At 36.7% G+C, this 24,233-nt stretch carries 18 protein-coding genes, 2 tRNA genes and 1 pseudogene; 11 read left to right on the forward strand and 10 right to left on the reverse strand.

What is annotated here, in order from left to right:
- Window positions 1–42 precede the first annotated feature (42 nt).
- On the forward strand, window positions 43–1,185 hold the full coding sequence (locus ACFX5U_RS13410; protein WP_400261041.1) for a serine hydrolase domain-containing protein: 1,143 nt from the start codon (window positions 43–45) through the stop codon (window positions 1,183–1,185).
- Between the two features lie 83 nt (window positions 1,186–1,268).
- Window positions 1,269–2,105 (forward strand): MBL fold metallo-hydrolase, encoded by an 837-nt coding sequence (locus ACFX5U_RS13415; RefSeq protein WP_038699153.1) that lies wholly within the window; start codon window positions 1,269–1,271, stop codon window positions 2,103–2,105.
- Between the two features lie 63 nt (window positions 2,106–2,168).
- On the opposite strand, the gene ACFX5U_RS13420 is transcribed toward ACFX5U_RS13415, so the two are convergent.
- The 5 genes and pseudogenes from ACFX5U_RS13420 to rpe form a co-directional block, all read right to left on the reverse strand.
- Window positions 2,169–3,059, reverse strand: a complete 891-nt coding sequence (locus tag ACFX5U_RS13420; protein WP_038699155.1) for a hypothetical protein — start codon at window positions 3,057–3,059, stop codon at window positions 2,169–2,171.
- A gap of 66 nt (window positions 3,060–3,125) precedes the next feature.
- Window positions 3,126–5,393, reverse strand: a complete 2,268-nt coding sequence (locus ACFX5U_RS13425; protein WP_400261042.1) for an aconitate hydratase — start codon at window positions 5,391–5,393, stop codon at window positions 3,126–3,128.
- A 52-nt stretch (window positions 5,394–5,445) separates the two neighbouring features.
- Window positions 5,446–7,494, reverse strand: a complete 2,049-nt coding sequence (locus ACFX5U_RS13430) for an aconitase family protein (RefSeq protein ID WP_400261043.1) — start codon at window positions 7,492–7,494, stop codon at window positions 5,446–5,448.
- Window positions 7,439–8,266 (reverse strand): hypothetical protein, encoded by an 828-nt coding sequence (locus ACFX5U_RS13435; RefSeq protein WP_400261044.1) that lies wholly within the window; start codon window positions 8,264–8,266, stop codon window positions 7,439–7,441. The genes ACFX5U_RS13430 and ACFX5U_RS13435 overlap by 56 nt, the downstream gene beginning before the upstream one ends.
- 401 nt (window positions 8,267–8,667) lie before the next feature.
- Window positions 8,668–9,349: pseudogene (rpe, locus tag ACFX5U_RS13440) on the reverse strand (ribulose-phosphate 3-epimerase).
- Window positions 9,350–9,519: 170 nt separating this feature from the next.
- Between rpe and ACFX5U_RS13445 the strand changes: the two are divergent.
- The 5 genes from ACFX5U_RS13445 to ACFX5U_RS13465 all read left to right on the forward strand — a co-directional run bounded on the left by ACFX5U_RS13445 (window position 9,520) and on the right by ACFX5U_RS13465 (window position 15,052).
- Complete coding sequence (locus ACFX5U_RS13445) at window positions 9,520–11,634, forward strand: HD family phosphohydrolase (RefSeq protein WP_280566791.1); 2,115 nt, start codon at window positions 9,520–9,522, stop codon at window positions 11,632–11,634.
- 121 nt (window positions 11,635–11,755) lie between these two features.
- Window positions 11,756–11,845: transfer RNA gene (locus ACFX5U_RS13450), tRNA-Ser, on the forward strand.
- A gap of 622 nt (window positions 11,846–12,467) precedes the next feature.
- Entirely contained in the window at window positions 12,468–12,914 is a 447-nt protein-coding gene (locus tag ACFX5U_RS13455) for a GNAT family N-acetyltransferase (protein WP_400261045.1), read from the forward strand.
- Between the two features lies 1 nt (window position 12,915).
- Complete coding sequence (locus ACFX5U_RS13460) at window positions 12,916–14,031, forward strand: alanine racemase (RefSeq protein WP_038699165.1); 1,116 nt, start codon at window positions 12,916–12,918, stop codon at window positions 14,029–14,031.
- A 145-nt stretch (window positions 14,032–14,176) separates the two neighbouring features.
- Window positions 14,177–15,052 (forward strand): helix-turn-helix domain-containing protein, encoded by an 876-nt coding sequence (locus tag ACFX5U_RS13465; RefSeq protein WP_280566783.1) that lies wholly within the window; start codon window positions 14,177–14,179, stop codon window positions 15,050–15,052.
- A 167-nt stretch (window positions 15,053–15,219) separates the two neighbouring features.
- Here the strand turns inward: ACFX5U_RS13465 and ACFX5U_RS13470 are convergent, their stop codons facing one another.
- Entirely contained in the window at window positions 15,220–15,816 is a 597-nt protein-coding gene (locus tag ACFX5U_RS13470) for an NAD(P)H-dependent oxidoreductase (protein ID WP_400261046.1), read from the reverse strand.
- A 269-nt stretch (window positions 15,817–16,085) separates the two neighbouring features.
- Between ACFX5U_RS13470 and ACFX5U_RS13475 the strand changes: the two genes are divergently transcribed.
- Window positions 16,086–16,175: transfer RNA gene (locus ACFX5U_RS13475), tRNA-Ser, on the forward strand.
- A 60-nt stretch (window positions 16,176–16,235) separates the two neighbouring features.
- Here the strand turns inward: ACFX5U_RS13475 and ACFX5U_RS13480 are convergent.
- Complete coding sequence (locus ACFX5U_RS13480; RefSeq protein ID WP_038699169.1) at window positions 16,236–16,457, reverse strand: hypothetical protein; 222 nt, start codon at window positions 16,455–16,457, stop codon at window positions 16,236–16,238.
- 415 nt (window positions 16,458–16,872) lie between these two features.
- Here ACFX5U_RS13480 and ACFX5U_RS13485 point away from each other — a divergent pair, with 415 nt between their 5' ends.
- Window positions 16,873–18,048, forward strand: a complete 1,176-nt coding sequence (locus ACFX5U_RS13485) for an NAD(P)/FAD-dependent oxidoreductase (RefSeq protein ID WP_400261047.1) — start codon at window positions 16,873–16,875, stop codon at window positions 18,046–18,048.
- 237 nt (window positions 18,049–18,285) lie between these two features.
- Here the strand turns inward: ACFX5U_RS13485 and ACFX5U_RS13490 are convergent, their stop codons facing one another.
- From ACFX5U_RS13490 to recQ, 3 genes are all read right to left on the reverse strand, one after another.
- Window positions 18,286–19,377 (reverse strand): SGNH/GDSL hydrolase family protein, encoded by a 1,092-nt coding sequence (locus ACFX5U_RS13490; protein ID WP_400261048.1) that lies wholly within the window; start codon window positions 19,375–19,377, stop codon window positions 18,286–18,288.
- A gap of 211 nt (window positions 19,378–19,588) precedes the next feature.
- Window positions 19,589–20,404 carry a 3-deoxy-8-phosphooctulonate synthase gene (kdsA, locus tag ACFX5U_RS13495; protein ID WP_400261049.1) on the reverse strand — a complete coding sequence of 272 codons (816 nt, stop codon included), beginning with the start codon at window positions 20,402–20,404 and terminating at the stop codon, window positions 19,589–19,591.
- Window positions 20,405–20,419: 15 nt separating this feature from the next.
- Window positions 20,420–22,609 carry a DNA helicase RecQ gene (recQ, locus tag ACFX5U_RS13500; RefSeq protein WP_400261050.1) on the reverse strand — a complete coding sequence of 730 codons (2,190 nt, stop codon included), beginning with the start codon at window positions 22,607–22,609 and terminating at the stop codon, window positions 20,420–20,422.
- A gap of 99 nt (window positions 22,610–22,708) precedes the next feature.
- Here recQ and ACFX5U_RS13505 point away from each other — a divergent pair, with 99 nt between their 5' ends.
- On the forward strand, window positions 22,709–23,674 hold the full coding sequence (locus ACFX5U_RS13505; RefSeq protein ID WP_038699177.1) for an SIS domain-containing protein: 966 nt from the start codon (window positions 22,709–22,711) through the stop codon (window positions 23,672–23,674).
- 125 nt (window positions 23,675–23,799) lie between these two features.
- The gene (locus tag ACFX5U_RS13510; protein WP_038699179.1) at window positions 23,800–24,174 is read left to right on the forward strand and encodes a DUF1573 domain-containing protein; all 375 of its coding nucleotides are present in this window, start codon (window positions 23,800–23,802) and stop codon (window positions 24,172–24,174) included.
- Window positions 24,175–24,233 lie beyond the last annotated feature (59 nt).

A 24,233-nucleotide genomic window follows, 5' to 3' on the forward strand; every position in this document is an offset into this window, starting at 1 on the left:
ACTTATTAATTATTTATACCTTTCAATACTAATTTATAAATCATGAAAAAATACTTATTTATTCTTATACTCGGAGTCTTATCCTGTAGTCAAATAAGCTGGGCTCAACAAAATACATTTGACCACAAAATCACCGATATCATAAAGAAATATCAAGCCATCGGTTTATCAGTTGCTGTAGTGAAAAATAATAAATTACTATTTTCTCAGTCTTATGGGCTTAAAAACAAAGAAGAGAATCAAGCCCTGCGTAATGATGATATATTTAGAATAGCATCGATCTCAAAATCCTTTTCAGCTACAGCAATCATGCAATTGATAGAACAAAAGAAATGTCATCTTGATGATGATTTCAGTGATTTGATAGGGTTCAAAATTCGAAATCCAAATTTTCCTGATAAAAAGATTACATTAAAGATGGTCCTTTCCCATACCTCAAGTATCAATGATAAAAATGGATACTTTGATTTGGAAGTCATCAACCCTACACAATCTAAGAATTACGCCAACTCTTATAGCACCTATGAACCTGGAACAAAATACGCATACTGCAACCTTAATTTCAATATGATTGGAGCAGTCATTGAACGCTTGTCAGGACAGCGCTTTGACTTATACATTAAGGAACATATCTTAAATCCCTTGCAGTTGTATGCAGGATATTGTGTAGACTCCTTAGATAAAAAGAAATTTGTGACGCTTTATGAGTATGATATTAAAAAAGAAGCATTCAGTCCCCAACCCAATGCTTATAATCCACGGTCATTAGAAATAAAAAATTATACATTAGGCCATTCGACTCCTATTTTCTCCCCTACTGGAGGAATGAAAATTTCAGCCGTTGATCTAGCGATGTATATGGGCATGCATATGAATTATGGTAAAGGGTTTAATGGTCAGCGAATCATCAAAAAAGGCAGTTCAAAAATAATGCAGATCCCCATCACATCCGATGAAGGTTATGGACTCGCTCTAAAGGCAACAGACAAATTAATTCCTAATAAAACGTTGATCGGACATACAGGATCTGCATATGGTTTATATAGCGCGATGTTCTTTGATCCTAAAGAAAAATTCGGAATCGTAGTCATCACAAATGGAGTACATGTACCCGAATACACGGATTTCAACCCATTTTTAAAAGATTGCATTCAACTAATTTATAAGGAAATGATTCAGAATTAATAGTCATATTATCTTATTATTAAGGTCTATATTTTACAAGGCAAAACCTGTATATTCGTATTACATCGTAAAGAACAATTCGTATGCAACTATATACTATTGAAACTCAAAACTTCAAACTAGATGGAGGAGCCATGTTTGGAGTCGTTCCAAAATCAATATGGCAAAAAACAAATCCTGCAGATGCCAATAACATGTGTACTTGGACCAATCGCCTACTCTTAATTGAAGATGGTGCAAAACTAATATTGATCGACACCGGTCTTGGCGACAAACAATCTGAAAAATTTTTTGGACATTATTATATACATGGAGATAATACCATTGATAAATCTTTAGCAAAACATGGGTTTAATAGAGAAGATATCACAGATGTAATATTGACGCACCTGCATTTTGACCATTGTGGTGGGGCCATAGCACAAGTTGGAGATAAACTTCGGCCATCCTTTTCCAATGCAATTTACTGGAGTAATGCTGAACATTGGGATTGGGCAGTCAACCCGAATCCGAGAGAGAAAGCCTCGTTCTTAGAAGAAAACATAAAACCTATAAAAGAAAGTGGTCAACTCAAGTTTGTAGAAAAAGAAACAAATCCTTTTGGCCCAAATATCCAAATCAGATATGCTCATGGTCATACAGAAGCTATGATGTTGCCCCAGATTCAATATAAAGGTAAAACCATTTTATATATGGCAGATTTACTGCCTTCTGTAGGACATATTCCTTTGCCCTATGTCATGGGATATGATATTCGGCCATTAACCACAATGGAAGAACGTAAAAATTATTGGCAGGAAATTGTCGATCAAGAGTACATTCTATTCTTAGAACATGACGCCCAAAACGCCTGCTGTACCTTACAAAATACGGAAAAAGGGATACGCCTTAAAGAAACATTTAAGCTAACAGATCTATAAAACAAAAGCGGATGATAAATTATTATCATCCGCTTCTACAACGTTATTAAACGATAGGATTGCTTAGAATTTGAAACCAAGAACCCAATAGTTCTCAAAGAACCAAATCGCTTGACTTGCTTTATCTATACCATTTCTACCCGTCGTGCGGATATTATTAAGATCGGTCCATCCCGTTTTAAAACTTGTTTGCAAATACAATCCTTTAAAAAAATGATATTGTAAACCAACTTTTGCAGCAGCACCATAACCCGCCACGTTCCAAAAGTTATTCTCACCTACATTAAACAATCGAACATCAGTTCTCGGTATTAGCAAACCAAGCTCGGCACCAGTTTCCATAGAAAGATAAGATTTTCCTGTTCTAGAAACCCAGATATCATCATGTCTTTCCAAAGCAACTGAAGCAAAGTTATAACCATCTGTATGTTCAAATTTCAATACCGAATCAACAAGAGTGACCTGTTCGCCATCATAAGTACCGGCCATACCACCAGTGGGTATACCGGGTTCTGAAATCTCAGGACTAATATGCCCCTTAATACGAACGGTCTGCGGAATATCTACCACATACTTCATATGATCCCAACCCAAGGAAATGGAATAATTATCCTTAATGAAATAACCAAAATGCAGATTAAATTGTGGAATTGAGATCGTAGCTGGATTAATGTAAGTCATCGAAAGTTTAGTCGGTCTGTCCGAAGCTTTAACATCCAATAAAGTAAAATCGTATCCAGGTCCCTGGAAGCGTATATCACTTTTCGCGAACGATGAAAAATTATATCCCCAATGAAAATAAAACTTACCCTTATTACTTTCGGTACGTGAGTACTTCGGTTTAAAAATGCTTTTAGCAATTGGTTTTACAGAGGATCCGATATGATCGTCTTGAGCAAATAATGAAGAAGCAGATAAAGTTAGCACACTTAAGGCTAATAAAAATTTATTCATATTGTTTTAAATAAAAAACCCGGCACAAAAGTACCGGGTTATATGTTCATAAGCAAATAATACAGATTATTTTACTTGGTTCTTGCGAATAATATTCAAAGCACCACCTTCTTTAAACCACTCAATTTGCTGTGCATTGTAAGTATGGTTTGCTAGGATTTCGTCATGAGATCCATCAGCATGGTGTAACACTAATGTTAATGGTTTCTCTGGCGCAAATTCTGTTAAACCTAAGATATCGATTGTATCGTTTTCTTGAATTTTATCGTAATCTTCTTTATTAGCGAAAGTCAAACCTAACATCCCTTGTTTTTTCAAGTTAGTCTCGTGAATACGAGCAAAAGATTTAACCAATACCGCACGAACACCTAAATGACGAGGTTCCATTGCAGCATGCTCACGTGAAGAACCTTCACCATAGTTTTCATCACCTACTACGATAGTTCCGATACCCGCAGCTTTGTATGCTCTTTGAGTAGCAGGAACTGGGCCATATTCTCCTGTTAATTGGTTTTTAACCGAATCTGTTTTTTCATTGAAAAAGTTAACAGCACCAATTAACATATTGTTAGAGATATTGTCCAAGTGACCACGGTATTTCAACCAAGGACCAGCCATAGAGATATGGTCAGTAGTACATTTACCTTTAGCTTTGATTAATAATTTCAAACCTCTCAAGTCTGTACCTTCCCAAGCAGCAAATGGCGCTAACAATTGAAGACGATCAGAATTAGGATCAACATCAATCACTACAGATGAACCATCGGCTGCAGGAGCTTGATAACCCGCATCTTCTACTGCGAATCCTTTTTCAGGTAACTCATCACCAGTAGGTGGATCCAATTTAACTTGCTCTCCATTGGCGTTTGTCAACGTATCCGTTAATGGATTAAAACCTAAATCACCTGAAATTGCAATCGCAGCCACTATTTCAGGAGAAGCTACAAAAGCAAAAGTATTTGGGTTACCATCAGCACGTTTTGCAAAGTTACGGTTAAACGAGTGAACGATGGTGTTTTTCTCTTGCTTTTCAGCACCTACACGATCCCACATACCAATACAAGGGCCACAAGCATTTGTAAAGATTGTGGCGTTAAGATCTTCGAAATTTTTCAATAATCCATCACGATCAGCCGTATAACGAACTTGCTCAGAACCTGGGTTAATACCAAACTCAGCTTTCGTTACCAAACCTTTATCAACAGCTTGCTTAGCGATAGAAGCAGCGCGTGCCAAGTCCTCGTAAGAAGAATTGGTACATGAACCGATCAACCCCCACTCTACTTTTGTAGGCCATCCATTTTTAGCCGCTTCTTCACGCATACGTGATACAGGCGTATATAAATCTGGAGAGAAAGGACCATTCAATGAAGGTTCTAATTCAGATAAGTTGATTTCTATTAATTGATCGAAATATAATTCTGGATGAGCATAAACTTCAGCATCTGCAGTTAAATGCTCTTTAATTGCATTTGCAGCATCAGCAACATCAGCACGATCAGTAGCACGTAAGTAACGCTCCATCGACTCATCATAACCAAATGTAGAAGTAGTCGCTCCGATTTCAGCACCCATGTTACAAATTGTACCTTTACCTGTACAAGACATGGATATAGCGCCCTCCCCAAAGTATTCTACGACAGCACCAGTACCACCTTTTACAGTTAAGATACCCGCAACTTTCAAAATAACATCTTTAGGAGAAGTCCAACCGCTTAATTTACCAGTTAATTTAACACCAATTAATTTAGGAAATTTTAGTTCCCAAGGTAAACCAGCCATCACGTCGCATGCATCAGCACCACCGACACCAATAGCCAACATACCTAGACCACCTGCATTAACAGTATGCGAATCGGTACCGATCATCATACCACCTGGAAATGCATAGTTCTCCAATACTACTTGGTGAATAATACCAGCTCCTGGTTTCCAGAAACCAATACCATATTTGTTTGCTACCGAACCTAGGAAATTGAAAACTTCTTTTGACTCTGTATTTGCTCTTTGTAAATCCACTTGAGCACCTTCTTTTGCTTGAATCAAGTGATCACAGTGTACTGTTGAAGGTACAGCTGCTTGCGGACGACCAGCTTGCATAAATTGCAACAATGCCATTTGAGCAGTTGCATCCTGCATTGCTACACGATCCGGAGCGAAATCTACATAAGAGACACCTCTATCGTATGTCTCAGTAGCATTTCCATCCCATAAGTGAGTATATAAAATCTTCTCAGATAGGGTCAAAGGTTTATTGACCAATTTACGAGCAGCGTTTACACGCTCCTCATAACGGCCATATACCTTTTTAATCATTTCTATATCAAAAGCCATATATTTCTAATTTAAGATATTTATTAAATTACTAAAACTTCAATACTAATATTTACTTAGTCGGAATAGGTGCAAATTTTGTCAAGTTGATTCCCTCAACAGCAGCTTTGTATTCATCCATATTTGGAATTCGACCTAAGATAGCAGAAAGCACAACCACTGGAGTAGAAGCCAATAAAGACTCCCCTTTTTTACCATCTCTGTCTTCCACAACACGTCCTTGGAAAAGACGAGTAGAAGTAGCCATTACTGTATCACCCTTTGCTGCCTTTTCTTGGTTACCCATGCAAAGATTACAACCAGGACGCTCTAAATACATGATGTTCTCATACTCCGTACGAGCATTACTTTTTGGTAAAATATCACTAAATTCAAAACCAGAGTATTTCTGTAGGTATTCCCAATCTCCTTCTGCTTTCAACTCATCAATGATATTGTAAGTAGGAGAAGCAACAACTAATGGTGCCTTAAATTTAACTTCACCGTGTTGTTTCTCTACGTTCTTAAGCATTTGAGAAACGATTTTTAAATCGTCTTTATGTACCATACAAGAACCGACGAAACCTAAATCTACTTTTTTAGCACCTCCATAGTAAGACAATTCTCTGATGGCATCATGGGTATAACGTTTAGAAACGTCAACGTTGTTAACATCAGGATCGGCAATCATTGGCTCATCAATAATATCAAGATCAATAACTACTTCAGCATAATATTTAGCATTCGTATCTGGCGTTAGAGCTGGTTTTTCACCTGTTCTTATTTCTTCAATACGTTTATTTGCTTTATCGATTAAACCTTGTAATACTTGCCCCTTGTTTTCCATACCCTTATCGATCATGATTTGGATACGGTTCTTCGCAATTTCTAACGATTGAATTAATGTCTCATCTTGAGAAATACAGATAGAAGCTTTGGCTTTCATCTCAGCAGTCCAATCCGTAAATGTAAAGGCTTGATCAGCTAAAAGTGTACCGATATGTACCTCAATGATTCGACCTTGGAAGACATTCTCTCCCCCAAATTGTTGTAACATTTGAGATTGTGTCGCATGAACCACATCACGGAAATCCATGTGTTGTTTCATAGTACCTTTAAAGGTTACTTTTACTGATTCTGGAATTGGCATAGACGCCTCACCAGTAGCTAATGCTAAGGCAACAGTTCCTGAGTCAGCTCCAAAAGCAACACCTTTAGACATACGTGTATGTGAATCGCCACCAATAATGATTGCCCACTCATCAATAGTAATGTCATTTAATACCTTGTGAATAACATCCGTCATCGCGTGATATTCGCCCTTAGGGTCACGAGCTGTAATTAATCCGAAGTCATTCATGAACTTCATCAATTTAGGAATATTAGCCTGCGCTTTCTTGTCCCATACAGATGCTGTGTGACAACCCGATTGGTATGCACCATCTACCGTTGGAGAAATAACTTTAGCCGCCATTGCCTCTAACTCTTGAGCAGTCATTAAACCGGTAGTATCCTGAGAGCCCACAATGTTCACTTTAACACGAACATCAGACCCAGCATGTAATACTTTTCCTGGAGTTGCACCTACCGCATTATTATTGAATATTTTCTCAACAGCTGTTAAACCTTGATTTTCAATAGAGATTTCTTTAGAAGGAGCAAATACCGTCGGAATTTCAATTCCTAAAACCCCTGCTGCAAAAGTTTGTATCTTCTTCCCAAATACAATAGCATATGATCCACCTGCTTTGATAAACTCTCTTTTTTGAGGCGTCAATGATTTAGAAATGTCAATCAATTCTTGATCTCCATTATACAATTTCGCTGTTTTCGTATTGATAGTCAAAACAGTACCTGTAGCAACCGAGTAAACCTCCTCTAAAATAGGCTCATTATCCTCATTACGTACCACTTCACCATTTGCATCTACTTTCTTTCTCCAGTTTTGAAGATCGATACCGATACCACCTGTAACATCTACTGTAGTTAAGAAAATTGGAGAAATACCATTAGTACCACCCACGATTGGAGCAATGTTGACAAATGGAATATATGGACTTGCAGGTTTACCTGTCCATAATGCGACATTGTTCACACCAGACATTCTCGAAGAAACCAACACCCATTGTACCTTTTTCAGCGATCAACATCACACTTGCATCAGGATATTGTGCCTGTAAAGCTTTAATTTCTTTTTGGGCTTCAGGTGTAATCATACACTGACCATGCAATTCACGATCAGAACGCGAATGTGCTTGGTTACCTGGAGATAATAAATCCGTTGAGATATCACCTTCACCAGCGATAAAAGTAACTACTTTTATTTCTTCTGGCACCTCTGGTAATTTAGTAAAGAATTCTGCTTGAGCGTAACTTTCTAGAATTTCTTTGGCTATTACATGACCACGATTAAACGCATCTTTCAAACGCGCTGTATCTGCCTCGTAAAGGAAAACTTGTGTTTTAAGAACTTCTGCAGCTTGTTTAGCAATAGCCACATCATGACCCAATGCTAAATCCAGCAGCACCTCAATAGAGGGACCGCCTTTCATATGAGATAACAACTCAAATGCGAAAGTTGGCGTAATTTCTGCAACCGCTTCTTCTCCAAGAATAATCTCTTTCAAGAACGTTGCTTTTACACCAGCCGCACTAGTCGTACCAGATAAAGTGTTGTAAATAAACAACTGCAGAGACTCAGCTCTATTTTCGTTGTTTAAATCTTTTATTTGAGCTATAACTTCACTTAATAATTCAGCTCCGTCAATTGGTTTAGGATTTAATCCCTGACCTTCTCGTTCTACAACCTCTTGTACGTAATCGTTGTAAATACTCATAGTATATAATTCTTTTTTATATGTTAAAGGCAGCTCAAAAAACAGCCAATGCTGCATTTTAACACGACCACACGTTTAATAATTAAGCTAAAAAAATATCATTTCATGTATTGCACGCTGATACTTAAATTTAGCTCCACATTTTCTTCATTTTGATGACCCTTTTTCGATAAAAATAAGGAACATCTCTTAGCACAAAAATACTAAAAATCAATGGTTAATAACAATCAATAAGATGTATTCTCACAATTTGGAAATATTCTAAACAAGAATTACCTCCAAATTACATATGAAAATAAAACTCTAAAAAACAATCAATTGCAATGCAAAATCTTCACCCATAACATGAGTTAAGAATTGAAAACTTTGACAATTAGATTAAATATCACATGCCAAAAGTGTATAAAAAAGGGGGAATCATGTCCGATTCCCCCTTTTTTATATTGATTTTATTTCGATTAAATATTTTGCAATTGAATATCAACAGCTTTTAGATCTGCGATTGACTGTGTTGGATTCTCAGCAGCAAACACAGAAACTACCCGCTACCAATACATCTGCTCCAGCTTGTAAAAGTGCTCCAGCGTTACCAACTCCAACTCCTCCATCGATTTCAATCAAAAGACCATCGTTTACCCCAGCAGCCATAGCACGCAGTTGTTTCACTTTACTATAGGTGTTTTGGATGAATTTCTGACCACCAAAACCAGGATTTACAGACATTAAGCATACTAAGTCTAAATCTGCAATCACATCCGACAACAAAGAGACTGGCGTATGTGGATTTAAGGCTACACCTGCTTTACAACCCAACTCCTTAATAGCAGCTAGCGTGCGGTGCAAATGTGTACATGCTTCATAATGCACGGTAATAACCGCGGCACCAGAATCTTTACATAATTGTAAATAACGATCTGGATCTACAATCATTAAATGTACATCTAAAGGCTTTGTTGCATGCTTTGCAATTGCTTGCATAACAGGAAAACCAAAAGAAATATTTGGCACAAATACGCCATCCATGATATCGATATGAAACCAATCGGCCTCACTATTGTTTACCATTACAATATCATCGTATAATTTAGCGAAATCCGCTGCCAAAACTGAAGGTGCAATAAGATGCTTTTTACTTGACATGAGTCTTTGATTTGTTTTTACAAAGATAATTAAGTCTAGCGGATGGTTCGAATTTAAATCAAAAAAATTAATTACAACCCTGATTACTATTGACAATGGCCTTCATATTAGCACATTTTTAAGTACATTTGCTTGATTAATTCTTTATTATCCAACAACAATCCAACCCCGTGAGTAGATTAAAAATTAAATATAATCGTGAGTCCGACAACAATATGAACCTTATTCGCAAGGTAAGTTTGATATTGGCAACCATTATTCTTATTTGTATTTTCCTTCCAAAGCAAGCTCGTTTTCGTTACGAATTTCAGAAGGGAAAAGTCTGGGATCATGAAAACTTAATTTCTCCTTATAATTTTGCCATTCTTAAAACGCAAGAGGAGTTAAATGAAGATAAAAAAAACATCCTAAAAACCATTCAGCCTATTTATGATGTCAACTCAACAATAAGCAGAGAACAGATCGACCAATTTGAAACCGATCTAGCGGAAAAATGGCAAACCAATAAACTGGACACCACTCCCCAAAAAATACAAGATTATCGTACCGTAGGCAATGCAATCCTGACCCATCTTTACGATCGTGGTATCTTATCGTTAAACAATAGGTTCCAAAACCGTAATGACGATAAAAGTCCTGCGGCCAAACAATACAATTTCACCCTGATCCAAGATAAGGTAGCGACACAAAAAAACACAGCAGACTGTTACACCATCGAATCGTCATATGAGTATGCAAACTCCGTTCTCAGCAATTCGCCCAAGATTGTATACAAAAAGTGGCTACTGGAAACCTTAAAAAACTACATTACACTCAATTACGTCTATAATGACCAGCAGACCGAACGCTTGGAACAAACAGCTTTAGCCAATATTTCCTCTACTCGAGGTGTCGTGCAAAAAGGCGAATTGATTGCGGAGAAAGATAAAATTATAAGCAATGAAACCAACCAAAAGTTAGAGTCACTCCGTAAGATTTACGAAGATGAAGGCAAAATATCAGGCAACCAGACTTATGTAACTCTAGGGCAATTTTTAATCATTTCGCTTGCCCTGTCCATTTTAATGGTTTTCCTTTTTCTCTTCAGAAAAGACATCTATTACAATAATCGCCTGCTATCTATCATTATGATTGTTATCATAGGTATGTTAGCCGTATTATCATGGGCGATCAAAATTAAGATACCCAACCTATACTACATCCCATTCTGTTCGGTCCCCATCATCATCCGCATACTCTTTGATTCTCGCGTGGCCTTGAACATACATTTACTTATGGTCTTATTAGCTGCATTGTTTGTCCCCAATTCATATGAATTTGTGTTTTTACAATTCATGGCAGGTATTGTGGCAATCTACAGTATAAAAACGCTGGTTAAAAGAGAGCAATTTTTCATATCATCCGCTATCATACTGGCGACCTATCTAATTGCCTATTTCGGCCTCTTATTGACGCGAAACGGCTCATTAAGCACCATCAACTTGATGGATGTGACACCATTCGTAGTGAGTGTGATGATTACGTTAATGGCCTATCCATTAGTATATGCCTTTGAGAAGCTATTTGGAATCGTATCCGACCTGACCCTCATGGAGCTTACCAATAGTAATTCGAAGCTACTTAGAGAACTATCTTTCAAAGCTCCCGGTACATTCCAACACTCCCTTCAAGTAGCCAATCTAGCAGAAGCAGCTATTTATCGTATTGGGGGCAACCCCCTATTGGTACGTGCAGGAGCGCTGTACCATGATATCGGAAAAATGACAAATCCACAATTCTTCATTGAAAATCAAAAAACAGAAAAGAACCCGCATGACGAACTATCTCCAGAGCAAAGTGCGCAGATTATTATTTCCCATGTCATCAAAGGAGCTGAAATTGCTAAAAGAAATCAACTTCCCGACGTCATCATCGACTTTATCCGCACACACCATGGTACGACCAAGGTAGATTACTTCTACAACCTATTTATCAAGAATAATCCAGACAAGCTCGTTGATGAGGCATTATACCAGTATCCAGGTCCTATTCCTTATTCCAAAGAAACGGCAGTACTCATGATGGCTGATTCTGTTGAAGCTGCATCTAGAGCATTAAAAGAACACACAGAAGAATCCATCAATACACTAGTCGATAAAATCATCGAACACAAATTAAAATTGAATCAATTTGCAAATAGTAACATCACCTTGAAGGAAATTACCGAGTCAGCAAACATTTTTAAGGCGATGTTAAAGAGTATTTACCACGTCAGGGTGGATTATGACCTCAGTAAGAAAAAATAAGTTAAATTTATTGTGTCAGCAATAAATTGACATACAATCGCTTACTAAAAACTTATGTTTATTTTGCAAAATAGGCTTTGCATAATAAAATAATTGGCTTATGTTTGCATAGTCAAAACAAGGAAGAATGCCTGAGTGGCCGAAAGGAACAGTTTGCTAAACTGTCGTACTGGAAACGGTACCGAGGGTTCGAATCCCTCTTCTTCCTCCAAGACAAAACAAGGCCCGACTTTAAAGTCGGGCTTTGTTGTTTATGGATGAAAATTAACGCAATCTCAATCATTCCCACAACCCAACTTATTATCATTAATGAATGATTTCCTATCCAAAAAACAAATCATTCCACCTTATCATTCATTTCTTTTATCAAGTATTTATTTTGTCCGGAAAATAAACAAGACAGGCATTATAAAAATTTATCTTTCTATTAAATAACCAAAAACAGTAAAATATACCACTTTACAGATCTTTTCTAACACGCGTTTCATTACATCCTTAGTAATTTTGCATCATCATAATCGATGATAACAAAAAAGACGAAGATGAAAATCAAAATAAAAAATACAGCAGTCCCGACCTTCTTTCACAAAAACAGAATCGCTGTGCACAGCTAATGCGCCATAATATGTGTGATGCCCTTTCACATCACTACAAACTATTTCATGATTGACCGAAACTGAAACAAGGTTCTGGCTATGAAACCATTAAATAGCATGTGAAAACTAAGAAATCAGTTTAAATACACTGATAACGACGTTGACTAAAAAACACCATAATACTCCCAACCAATACGACACAACACTTCCCTATCCGGAATAATTAAAAAAAAGAAAATGATTACATTACATACCTATACAGAACAAAAAATAGCTGATGAACAGCAAAGACAAGAAATCATTGCGTTTCTTTTCCATCATCTGGAACAATATGGAGATCCAAAATCTGATATAGAAAAAGCCATCAACTATGCTATGGGCGAAGATAATAAGCCAGGTGGAATTTTATTGACTGCAATAGATGACAGTACCGGTGCATTGGCAGGGGTTTTGGTCATCAATAAAACAGGAATGCACAGCTATATACCGGAAAATATTCTGGTGTATATTGCCACCGACAAGAATCTCCGCGGAAAAGGGATCGGCAAAAAACTCATGCAACATGCTATTGAAATTTCAAATGGAGATATCGCACTCCATTGTGAACCGGATAATCCGGCAAAGCATTTGTATGAAAAACTGGGATTTACCAGTAAATATCTTGAAATGCGGTTAAAAAAATAACATGTCATATATCACCATAAATTCTGCTAAACTTCTTCATAATTTCACTTTTCTAGATAAACTTTTCAGCCGTAATCATATTGATTGGGCTATTGTAGGAAAACTATTGTGTGGAAATGAGAAATTTCTGAATGTTTTATTGGAAATAACAAACAAAGATGTTTGCGATTCGCGATTAAGTAATTTGAAAACGATTAAAAAACTATCGCCTACAACGCAAACCATTTACATAAAACCTCCAGCCCAAAGACTTGCAAAAAGTATTGTAGAATTTGCGGATGTAAGTTTTAATACAGAACTTAACACCATCAAAGCCCTTTCCGAGGAAGCTGTAAAACAGCAAAAAATTCACAAAATCGTTATAATGGTAGAAATGGGTGAACTTCGAGAGGGAATTATGGCTAAAAATCTACCTCAGTTTTATGGAGATATTTTACAATATCCCAATATTGAAATCGTAGGGATAGGCACCAATCTGAATTGCCTTAACGGAATACTTCCGGATGAGAAAAAACTGTTTAAGCTCAATCGTTACAAAGAAATCGTTGAAGAAACATATGGAATAAAAATATCTTATATTTCAGCAGGCTCATCGGTTACGATTCCTTTAATTTTCAGGAATCAGATTCCTGATGGGATCAATCATTTTAGGGTTGGAGAAACCTTATTTTTCGGAACTGATGTGTATCAGGACTCTCTGATCAGCGGAATGTATCAGGATGTCTTCAGACTTACGGTAGAAATTATTGAGATTATAGAAAAACCAATGATTCCAGCTGGCGATGTGGGAACCAACCTCACAGGGGAAACCCCTCAATATGACGCGAAAGATCTGGGTAAAAAATCAACGAGAGCAATCGTAGATATTGGATTGCTGGATATTGACCCCAAAAATATAACGCCCTTGCTTCAGGGAATAGAAATTATCGGTGCCAGTTCAGATATGCTTATTTTAGACTTGGGATCGAACACTTCCAAATTTAAAGTTGGCGACACACTGGATTTCAACATGGATTATATGGCCGTATTACGTGCTATGAATTCAGATTATGTTGACAAGAAAGTTGAGAGAACCTTTTCTCCGAGAGAACTGAAAATTTTAGAATTTAAAAATTAATTATCAACAGTTAAAAACCAAATTACACAAAGGACTCGCCTTGTCATTAAGATGGGTCCTTTGTATAATATACATAAAAACACGAATCAAAATTGAATAGTCAAAAAGATTATTTTATATTTAGGACTGTGCATAAAAATCGCCCATGTTGAATCAAGATATTCAAATTCTAACGTTAAATAAGCTGAACACCCATATCAGTCTACGGTCTGAACTGGGAATACTGACTATGGATAATTTTTTAGAAAAAGTGAACAAAAATGGAAATTTCAAAAATAAATTTTATGCTGTTTTCCTTTTCACTGATTGCAAAGGTTCTTTAAAAATTGATAATCAGTGCTATGATCTAATTCCACATCAGTTCTTTTTTCTCAATTACAATCAGGTTTTTAGTTTTCAGGATACCGAATCCTGCAAAGGTTATGTTCTATTGTTTACAAAGTCATTCTACAACTACATCTATACTGGAAACAAGATGATAAACAGTGATACTGCACTAGTAGAGATGTCGCCTTACATCATCCTAAAAAATGAAAGTAGAAAAGACCAATGGCAAAGTTTTGAAGAGCTAAAAAAAGAATACCAGTCAGAGAAAATTCTATTTAAAGAAGTAATCTGTCTGTTGCTGAAAGTTTTCGTTTTAAAATACATCCGCTACTCTCACAAAACGTCTCATCTCAATACCCAATCCGATCGAAAAAAAACGCTAGTTGATCATTTTAATAATCTTGTCAATATTAATTTTAAAGAACTAAAAACCACTTCTAGCTATGCCAAAAAATTAAACATCACCCCTAATTATCTCAATGCCATCATCAAGGAAAGTCTGGATATCCCAGCTGGAAAGATCATTAAAAATCGTGTCATCCTAGAAGCAGAAAGGCTTTTATTACACACTACCCTTTCCGTTACAGAAATTTCCTACGAGCTAGGTTTTAGCGATAAATCTCATTTTGGAAAGTACTTTAAGGCTGAGAAGGAATATTCCCCAAATCAATATCGAAAAGCAAATACAGGATGATTTTGTTGTTTCGCTTCCCGAGTGCTCCTTTAACATCTATCCGTGGAGGTTTTTCAAAACATTACAAAGTACAAATTGACTCCCAAACTTAGAAATTCTCACCTTTACAAGCCGTTTACAGGATCGCTAATACATTCTTTTCTGACTCGACTTTTTACAATTAGCGGTTATCCACAACAGTTTATCAAATTGACCAATAACTTTTTAATTTGTTCTTTATGCTTTTCTCTTACATTTTCAATTTCTAATGTTCCCCCAAGTATAAGCATTTCCTTCTGTTCATAACGTTTCCCTAGCCTGTCATCAAGCATGACACTTTGCATGCTCTGAGCAATGCCGATTTCATTTAAAAACTCGTTAGCATGTCCTGCTGTACAAATTATGGCTCCATATTTAATAATTTTCATTTTGGGTAAGTCTGCCTTTTGTCCATAAGCATAGCCTACTGAATACACTCTATCAAACCAACCTTTCATCATTGCCGGACAGTCACTCCACCAGACCGGATAAATAAAAATAATACGGTCAGCATTTTCTATTTTTCTATGTTCTTCAACCACATCTTTCGAAATTGGCAATTCAGTATTTGCAGCTCCTTCTCTACGGTATTCATTTTCTGTCAAATTACTTTGAAAATTGTTGGCATACAAATCAGAAACTTCAAGGCTACAGTTTTGTTCCATCAATATATTTTTCACTTGGTTTAATACCTGAAAAGTATAAGAGTTTTCACTTGGGTGACAGTAAACAATTAAAATATTCATCCTAATTCTATTTTGTTATGAATTCTATTGGTTAGACCAATAAATTGCTTTTCGTAAGCTTAAAGTTTAAGTAACAAGATTATTTTCTTTAAACTCTTTTATACATAATTTGATATTCCTGATTTAAAATTTAATAAATAACGCAATAACAGCCGAGTTTTGTGATTTATCAACATTTGTAAACGGAAATTTTTAAAAAAAGGACAAAAAACAAGCATCTAGGCTTTGCAAAATAAAATAATTCGCTTATGTTTGCAATGTCAAAACAAGGAAGAATGCCTGAGTGGCCGAAAGGAACAGTTTGCTAAACTGTCGTACTGGAAACGGTACCGAGGGTTCGAATCCCTCTTCTTCCTCCAAGACAAAACAAAGCCCGACAACAGTCGGGCTTTGTCGTTTATAGTCATTACAATCTTCCCCTAATCATTGATCAACCGCTGCACTTCCTCAGCAGATTCAATAACATCAAACGATGTTGCACTGTGCGTGGAAGTAAGGATACAAAATATAGTGGTAAGCATTCGACCCTGATAATCATTTTGAACAAAATGCACAATGTTTTCCGCTATAAAATAAATGGGTCTTTCTATTACATCATCACCCTTTTTAACCCTTTGAGTTAGTTTAATTGATTTAGCCATATCCTTGTCTTTTATATATTAAATATAATCAAATCCTATCTTGAATCCAATGGTTAATTTCAAGCTATGCTAACATTGATAGATTGAATTCCAGATGTTTTCAGCAACAGTAGTGAAATTATAGAGAACTTAATTTACCAGAAAAATACCCCATCAATTCATTAGCCTTATTAAATAGCATCATACCTAATATTTGAACAACATTTTAGACGACGTAATAGATTTTGAGGATAAAATCAAGCAAGCGTTCAATAAGGAAGCTTTAAGTCTTAAAAACGCTTATTTGGATAAATTGAGATTAGATTCGAAAGTACACTACAGCATGCACACATTATCGTCAATACTTTATCATCGTCTTTTGATATCTAAACCTAAGTAAGTAATTCCTTAGCATAAATGCTTATTTTTACACACAATGAACGAAGATCCTATTATTATCATTGGAGCTGGTCCAGCGGGATTAATGGCAGCACAGCAGTTGGCCACTAAAGGCTATCATGTACACATCTATGAAAAAAATAAAGCCGCTGCCAGAAAGTTTTTGGTCGCTGGGCATGGTGGTTTTAACCTCACACATAACGAACCGATAGATACCTTCGTTGAAAAATATGATGCGCATGAGATACAACGTATCGTTCGTTCTTTTGACAACTGCGCAACGGTCGCATGGCTTTCTTCTATAGGAATACCTACATACGTGGGTAGTTCAGGAAAAATATTTCCTAAAAAAAACATCAAACCCATCCAAGTATTACAAGCATGGCTCGATCATCTCAAACATTTGGGAGTGTCCATACACTATGGACATCGTTTGATTGATTTTGATACAAAATCAATCACTTACAGCCACAATGACATCACAATACACCAAAATTACCAAAAACTCATATTGGCTTTAGGGGGTGGATCATGGCAAAAAACAGGGTCAGATGCGGCATGGGTACCACTATTGGAGTCCAAAAACATCCGCATAAATCCCCTTCAATCAGCCAATTCAGGATACAACACAAGAGATAACTGGAAAAGTTTAGAAGGACAGGTTTTAAAAAACATACAGGTTTCATTTAATGGGTCCAAAAAATTAGGAGAACTGGTATTTACCACATATGGTATTGAAGGAAGTCCGCTGTACTACTTGAATCGCTATACAAGACCTTTTGACTTTCCACTAGATATCCAAATTGATTTAAAACCCAATATGACAATAAATACTATTTTAAAACAACTTCAATCTGGTGGAAATGTTAGTTCGCTATTAAAAAATAACCTCAAACTATCAACCACAGCAATAGCACTTTTAAAAATATTGGATAAATCAACATTTACAGATCCACAAGCCTTAGCGCGTGCCATAAAAAGCTATTCCATCCCGGTTACTGGACTTCGACCTATTGATGAGGTTATTTCTACTGCAGGTGGAATACCATTTACAGAACTAAACGAAAATCTTGCATTTCATCAATTTCAACAGGTATATTGTGCAGGTGAGATGATCGATTGGGAGGCTCCTACAGGCGGGTACTTGCTACAAGCTTGTTTTAGTACCGGAATGTGGGTAGCACAAGCAATTTGCAATCAAGGTCGCTCCTGACGAGCAAATTACAGCAATAGACCATGTTAAATGGATTTTCGATGAATTTCCGAAGAATTGAAATAATACACCAAGAATAGTGCAAAAAGCTCCTAAGATTAGCTTATTGAAAAACTACGCTTAGGAGCTTAAGTTTTGAGGAGATAGTATCGGTTTCTAACGATAGGCCACTGAACCAATTTTACATTGACCTCCGATTCAGATGCTATCAAATTCAGGAGACATTTCAAAACGCAATTACCGCTTCACTATTTTATGAATTAATTTCTGGTAAGCATCGGCTATTTTTTTCATCCCAATATCATTAGGGTGGGCATAATCAACAGTAGAATTAATGTCTAAACCAATATCCTTATTCGTCAATAAATACACCTGCTTATCTCCCGTTTTTTTTGTTCGTTTTACAAATGCACTTGCCACAGCACTACTCTTTTTATATTCTTCGTTTTTATCTAAATTAAAAATCGCATTGTTGAAGCCCGAGCTATGCTCTGTTATGATGATGGGTGTTACTGGATGCTTTTTCCTAATTTCAGAGACAGCATTGGCTAATAATGAGTCCAATTGCTCTGCAGTTCGATCATTCGTTAAGGCCAAATTTGGAATACAATCCAAAATAAAAACTGCTGCATCAACCTGATTAATATGATCAATAATAGGTTGCTCCAATCGCCCATTTCCTGAAAATGCAACGTTAATAACGGGGTTGGTAATTTCTCTGCCTAAGATATTGGTCCAAGCCAAACCGGGGCGCGTCGCACAAGCTCCTTGCGCGATTGATGTCCCATAAACCACGATAGGATTTCCTTTTCCTGCAACAAATTCAAACTGCTTATTGGCAGCAACTCCAATTTCTAGCCATTCAACGGTATTATACAAAGGCAGGTATAATCGGTAAGTGAAATTAGTATTCTCACCCAATGCCTTGTATTGATAGGTCACCGTATCTGCAAAATTATAGTTACCATAGGCCCAATTCCAAGCTCCCTTTTCATCCTGTGCATACAGATCTACACCGCTTACACCAGTAGTCGGCATATGCGGCATATTCATAGCTCCATTTACTTTATAGCGCACCGAAATGGCCTCTGCATCGGTCTGAAAGTCGATATACAATCCGGCACTATTGGTACCTAAGCTCCATACAGGAGATCGCACCTGACTTTTTAGATCCTCAGGCAAGCGGTAATAATTGGGCAACTCTGCTGAATGGACTCGTCCCTGGATTACCTTGCTCTCAAGTGGATTATTCCATTTGATAGTTTGTTGCGCAAAAGAATTTACAGCAATAACAAGTCCCGCGAAAGTGAAAAATAAATTTAATTTCATAAAGTTAGATTGAAGCTCAAATCTAACAATAAAGGAGTTAACTCGGAATAAGTATTTTAAATTATTCGGAAGGTGTTCCCAACACCTAATAGTAATCCTTTCCAAAAGAATCAAAAAGGGAGAGCACGACACAGTATAAATAATTCATGAGTACACAAAAAGGGTCATCACAAGACATGATGACCCTTTTTTATATCTTGATAAACGACTATTAAAGAATAGCTTGTCTCACACGAACTAACTTCTCCATTAAATCTTCCAAATAATCCAAATGAAGCATATTAGCTCCGTCAGATTTCGCTTGCGCAGGGTTTGGATGTGTTTCAATGAATAAACCATCAGCTCCTACTGCAATGGCAGCCTTAGCAATCGTTTCAATTAACTCGGGTTTACCTCCTGTTACACCTGTTGTTTGATTAGGCTGTTGTAACGAATGCGTACAATCCATGATTGTAGGTACTCCAAAACCTCTCATCTCAGGTATACCACGGAAATCAACAATTAGATCTTGATAGCCAAAAGTATTACCGCGATCTGTCAACAAAACATTCGTATTGCCAGATTCAATAACCTTATCTACAGCAAACTTCATCGAAGCTGCATTTAAAAACTGCCCCTTTTTAATGTTAACCACTTTACCTGTCTGCGCAGCAGCAACAAGCAGTTCAGTTTGACGACATAAAAATGCTGGAATCTGCAAAATATCTACATAAGCTGCTGCTAAAGCTGCTTCGTGACTTTCATGGATATCCGTTACCGTAGGAATTCCAAATGTTTTACCAACCTTCTCTAGGATACGTAATGCTTTCTCATCCCCTATACCCGTAAAAGAATCTACACGTGAACGATTAGCCTTACGATAAGAGCCTTTAAATATATAAGGAATATTTAATCTATCTGTAATAGTTACGATTTTCTCGGCGATACGTAAAGCGATTTCCTCTCCCTCTATCGCACATGGCCCTGCCATTAAAAAGAAATTCGTAGAATCTCCATTTTTAATTTGAGGTAGTACTGTATTTATCATTTAATATATGCGTTTCTAATTCCCTAATTCAGACATAAACTTTATTCGCATCAATTGAATATCTTCATACGAATAATCATCTCCATCTAAATCTTTCAATGCTTCATCAATTGAATCTGAATCAGCCTGTTTAAAATAATCATACACTTCGTCCTGACGATCTTGATCAATCATCTCATCAACAAAATATCCGATATTAAGCTTAGTTCCAGCATTAACGATGGTCTCCACTTCCTTCAGCAATTCTTCATAGCTGATTCCTTTTGCTGCAGCGATATCATCTAAACCAATTTTTCGATCAATATTTTGGATGATGGCAACTTTCAGCGCAGATTTATTTGCAGTTCCTTTAATCACAAGATCAACTGGACGATCGATATCATTTTCCTCTACATAGTTCTTGATCAACTCAACGAACTGCGCTCCGAATTTGACGGCTTTACCATTCCCTACTCCTTGTATCTGTTTTAACTCATCCAGTGATACTGGATAATGTGTACACATTTCATCCAAGGATGGGTCTTGAAAAATAACAAAAGGAGGTAAAGATTTAGATTTCGCAATTTTTTTACGAAGATCCTTTAACATCTTCAATAAAGCGGTATCAAGCGTTCCGGTTGAATGTCCTGAATCATCAGATGAAGAATCATCAGAAAAATCCAAAGGACGATTCATGATGAATTTAATTGCATAAGGATTTTCCAAATAATGACGACCGATGTCAGTCATCTTCAATAATCCATAATGATCGATATCCTTCGCAAGGAAATTACTGAGCACCGTTTGACGAACTAAAGATTCCCAATAGACAACTCCTTTTTCTTTACCTTTTCCAAACAGTGGATGTTCGTCATGCTTGTAAGCAGACACCGGTTGGTTATTTTGTCCGACCATCACATTGATAACATGTAGATCATCAAAATTTTCACCTTGCTCCTTAATAAAGGAAAGAATATCCAAAATGGACTGTTCAGCGTCAAAGTAAGTCTTTTCCGTACGACAGTTATCACACATACTACTGCAACCTGCTTCATCAAAATTTTCACCAAAATAGTGTAAAATTTGTTTACGACGACAAACTGCTGATTCAGAATAATCGATTACTTCTTTCAGAATCTGAGTCCCTATTTCCCTTTCGGCAACAGGTTTATCCTTCATGAATTTTGTCAATTTCTCGACATCTTTCTCCGAATAAAAAGCCAGACATATACCTTCTCCACCATCACGGCCAGCACGACCTGTCTCCTGATAATAGCCCTCCATTGATTTTGGAATATCGTGATGGATGACAAAACGTACATCCGGTTTATCGATACCCATACCAAATGCAATTGTTGCTACGATAACGTCTACATCTTCCATCAAGAACTTATCTTGTGTATCTGCACGCGTTTTCGCATCCAATCCGGCATGATAAGGGAGTGCTTTGATTCCATTGATATTTAAAACCTCACTAATTTCCTCCACCTTCTTACGGCTTAAGCAATAAATGATTCCGGTCTTACCAGCCTGGCCTTTAATAAAACGTACAATTTCTTTGACCACATTTTTCTTCGGTCTTACTTCATAGAATAAATTCCCTCTATTAAAAGATGATTTAAAAAGCAGTGCATCATTCATTTGAAGATTCTTACGAATATCAGACTGCACCTTAGGGGTAGCAGTAGCCGTCAATGCAATAATGGGGATATTATCACCAATACCATTGATAACTTGACGAATCTTGCGGTATTCTGGACGGAAATCATGTCCCCATTCGGAGATACAATGTGCCTCATCGACAGCAACAAAAGAAACCGTAATCTGCTTCAGAAACTCGACATTCTCTAATTTAGAAAGTGATTCTGGAGCAACATACAGTAATTTTGTTTTCCCTGCCGTAACATCCTGTTTAACACGCATGATGTCACCTTTATTCAGTGAAGAATTCAAAAAGTGAGCAATACTATCCTCTCCGCCAAATGCGCGAAGCTGATCAACTTGGTTTTTCATCAAGGCAATTAATGGTGAAATGACAATCGCTGTCCCTTCACTCATCAATGCCGGTAACTGATAGCAAATGGATTTTCCACCACCAGTAGGCATTATGACAAATGTGTCTTTTCTCTGTAGCACATTTGTTATGATTGCTTCTTGATCCCCTTTAAAAGTATCAAAACCAAAAAAATCTTGTAAATTGTCGAAAAGTGATTTTTCTATTTCCATCGAGCCTCGGGCAAAAATAAGATAGATAAATGACCAAAAAATCTGTAAAATAACCTATTTTTGTATTCATTCTTTAATATAAAAGTAGATATTTTTTTTGTGAAAAGCAACATCGATATAAAAAATATAGCTATTCAAGCTATACAAGAAGAAGCTAAAGCGGTAGCAGATTTAGCACAACGGATTGATGACGACTTTGTTAACGTGGTTAAACACGTAATAAACTTACAAGGACGTGTCATTGTTACGGGTATTGGAAAAAGTGCGATTATCGCACAAAAGATTGTCGCAACAATGAATTCCACTGGTACACCATCCATTTTCATGCACGCAGCAGATGCCATTCATGGTGATTTAGGGATTATCCAAAAGCAGGATTTAATCATCGCAATTTCAAAAAGCGGTACAACTCCTGAAATAAAAGTCTTGGTACCTTTCTTAAAACAAACCGGCAATACTTTGGTTGCATTGGTTGGTAATATCAATTCTTATTTAGCCGATCAGGCCGATTACGTATTGGACACCACCGTTGAAAAAGAAGCCTGCCCAAACAACCTCGCTCCTACTTCCAGTACCACTGCACAATTGGCCATGGGCGATGCCCTAGCTGTATGTCTTCAGGAATGTCGTGATTTTTCAGATAAAGATTTTGCTAAATACCATCCTGGAGGTGCGTTAGGTAAAAAGCTATATCTGAAAGTTGCCGATCTGTCAGATCAAAATGAAAAACCGAAAACACAAAGCAATGCCAACATAAGATCTGTCATCTTAACCATCACACAAAGCCGACTGGGTGCTGTTGCTGTTTTGGAACAGGAGAATATAATTGGTATCATAACCGATGGTGACATCCGTCGTATGCTCGAGAATCATGAAGACCTAACAGGACTTACTGCTGCCGATATCATGGGTGCAAATCCAAAGACAATCGATAAATCAGAATTAGCTGTAAATGCTTTACATATGATGCGCCAGAATAACATCTCACAACTTATTGTTATGGACGCAAACAAATATGAAGGTATCATCCATATTCAAGATTTATTGAAAGAGGGTATTATTTAACGACTGTTAATGTAATATTATTGTTATTAGCCTCTTTTCTAAAGCAAATGAAAGTTCAAATATCTACTTTGGTACATAGTTTGACAATCAAAAAGAAACAGTAAAAAATAAAAGAAGAAGAAGATATGAAAAAATTTATAGCCGTATTAGCTGTTATTGTCGCATTTGTAGGGTTCACTGCAATGCAAACGAGTCAAAGCGAATTTAAATTTGAAAAGGAAACGCATGATTTTGGAAAGATTGCTCAAGGAACTCCAGTTTCATATAGTTTCAAATTTTCAAATGCAGGAAGTCAGCCTATTATTATTTCTGATGTAAAACCTTCATGTGGTTGTTCCGTCGCTGAATTTACAAAAACGCCTATCAAACCAGGTGAAGCAGGAACCATTAAAGTGACATATAATGCCGCATCAAAAGCTCCTTTTACCAAAAGCTTTACAGTAACATCAAATACAAAAACACCTGTAAAAACATTATACATTAAAGGAATTGTAGAATAAACCTTTAACATAACATTGTACTCAAAAGCCACTTTTACAAAAGTGGCTTTTTTTGGTTT

It is taken from the genome of Sphingobacterium sp. SG20118 (assembly GCF_044740685.1).
Lineage (GTDB): Bacteria > Bacteroidota > Bacteroidia > Sphingobacteriales > Sphingobacteriaceae > Sphingobacterium.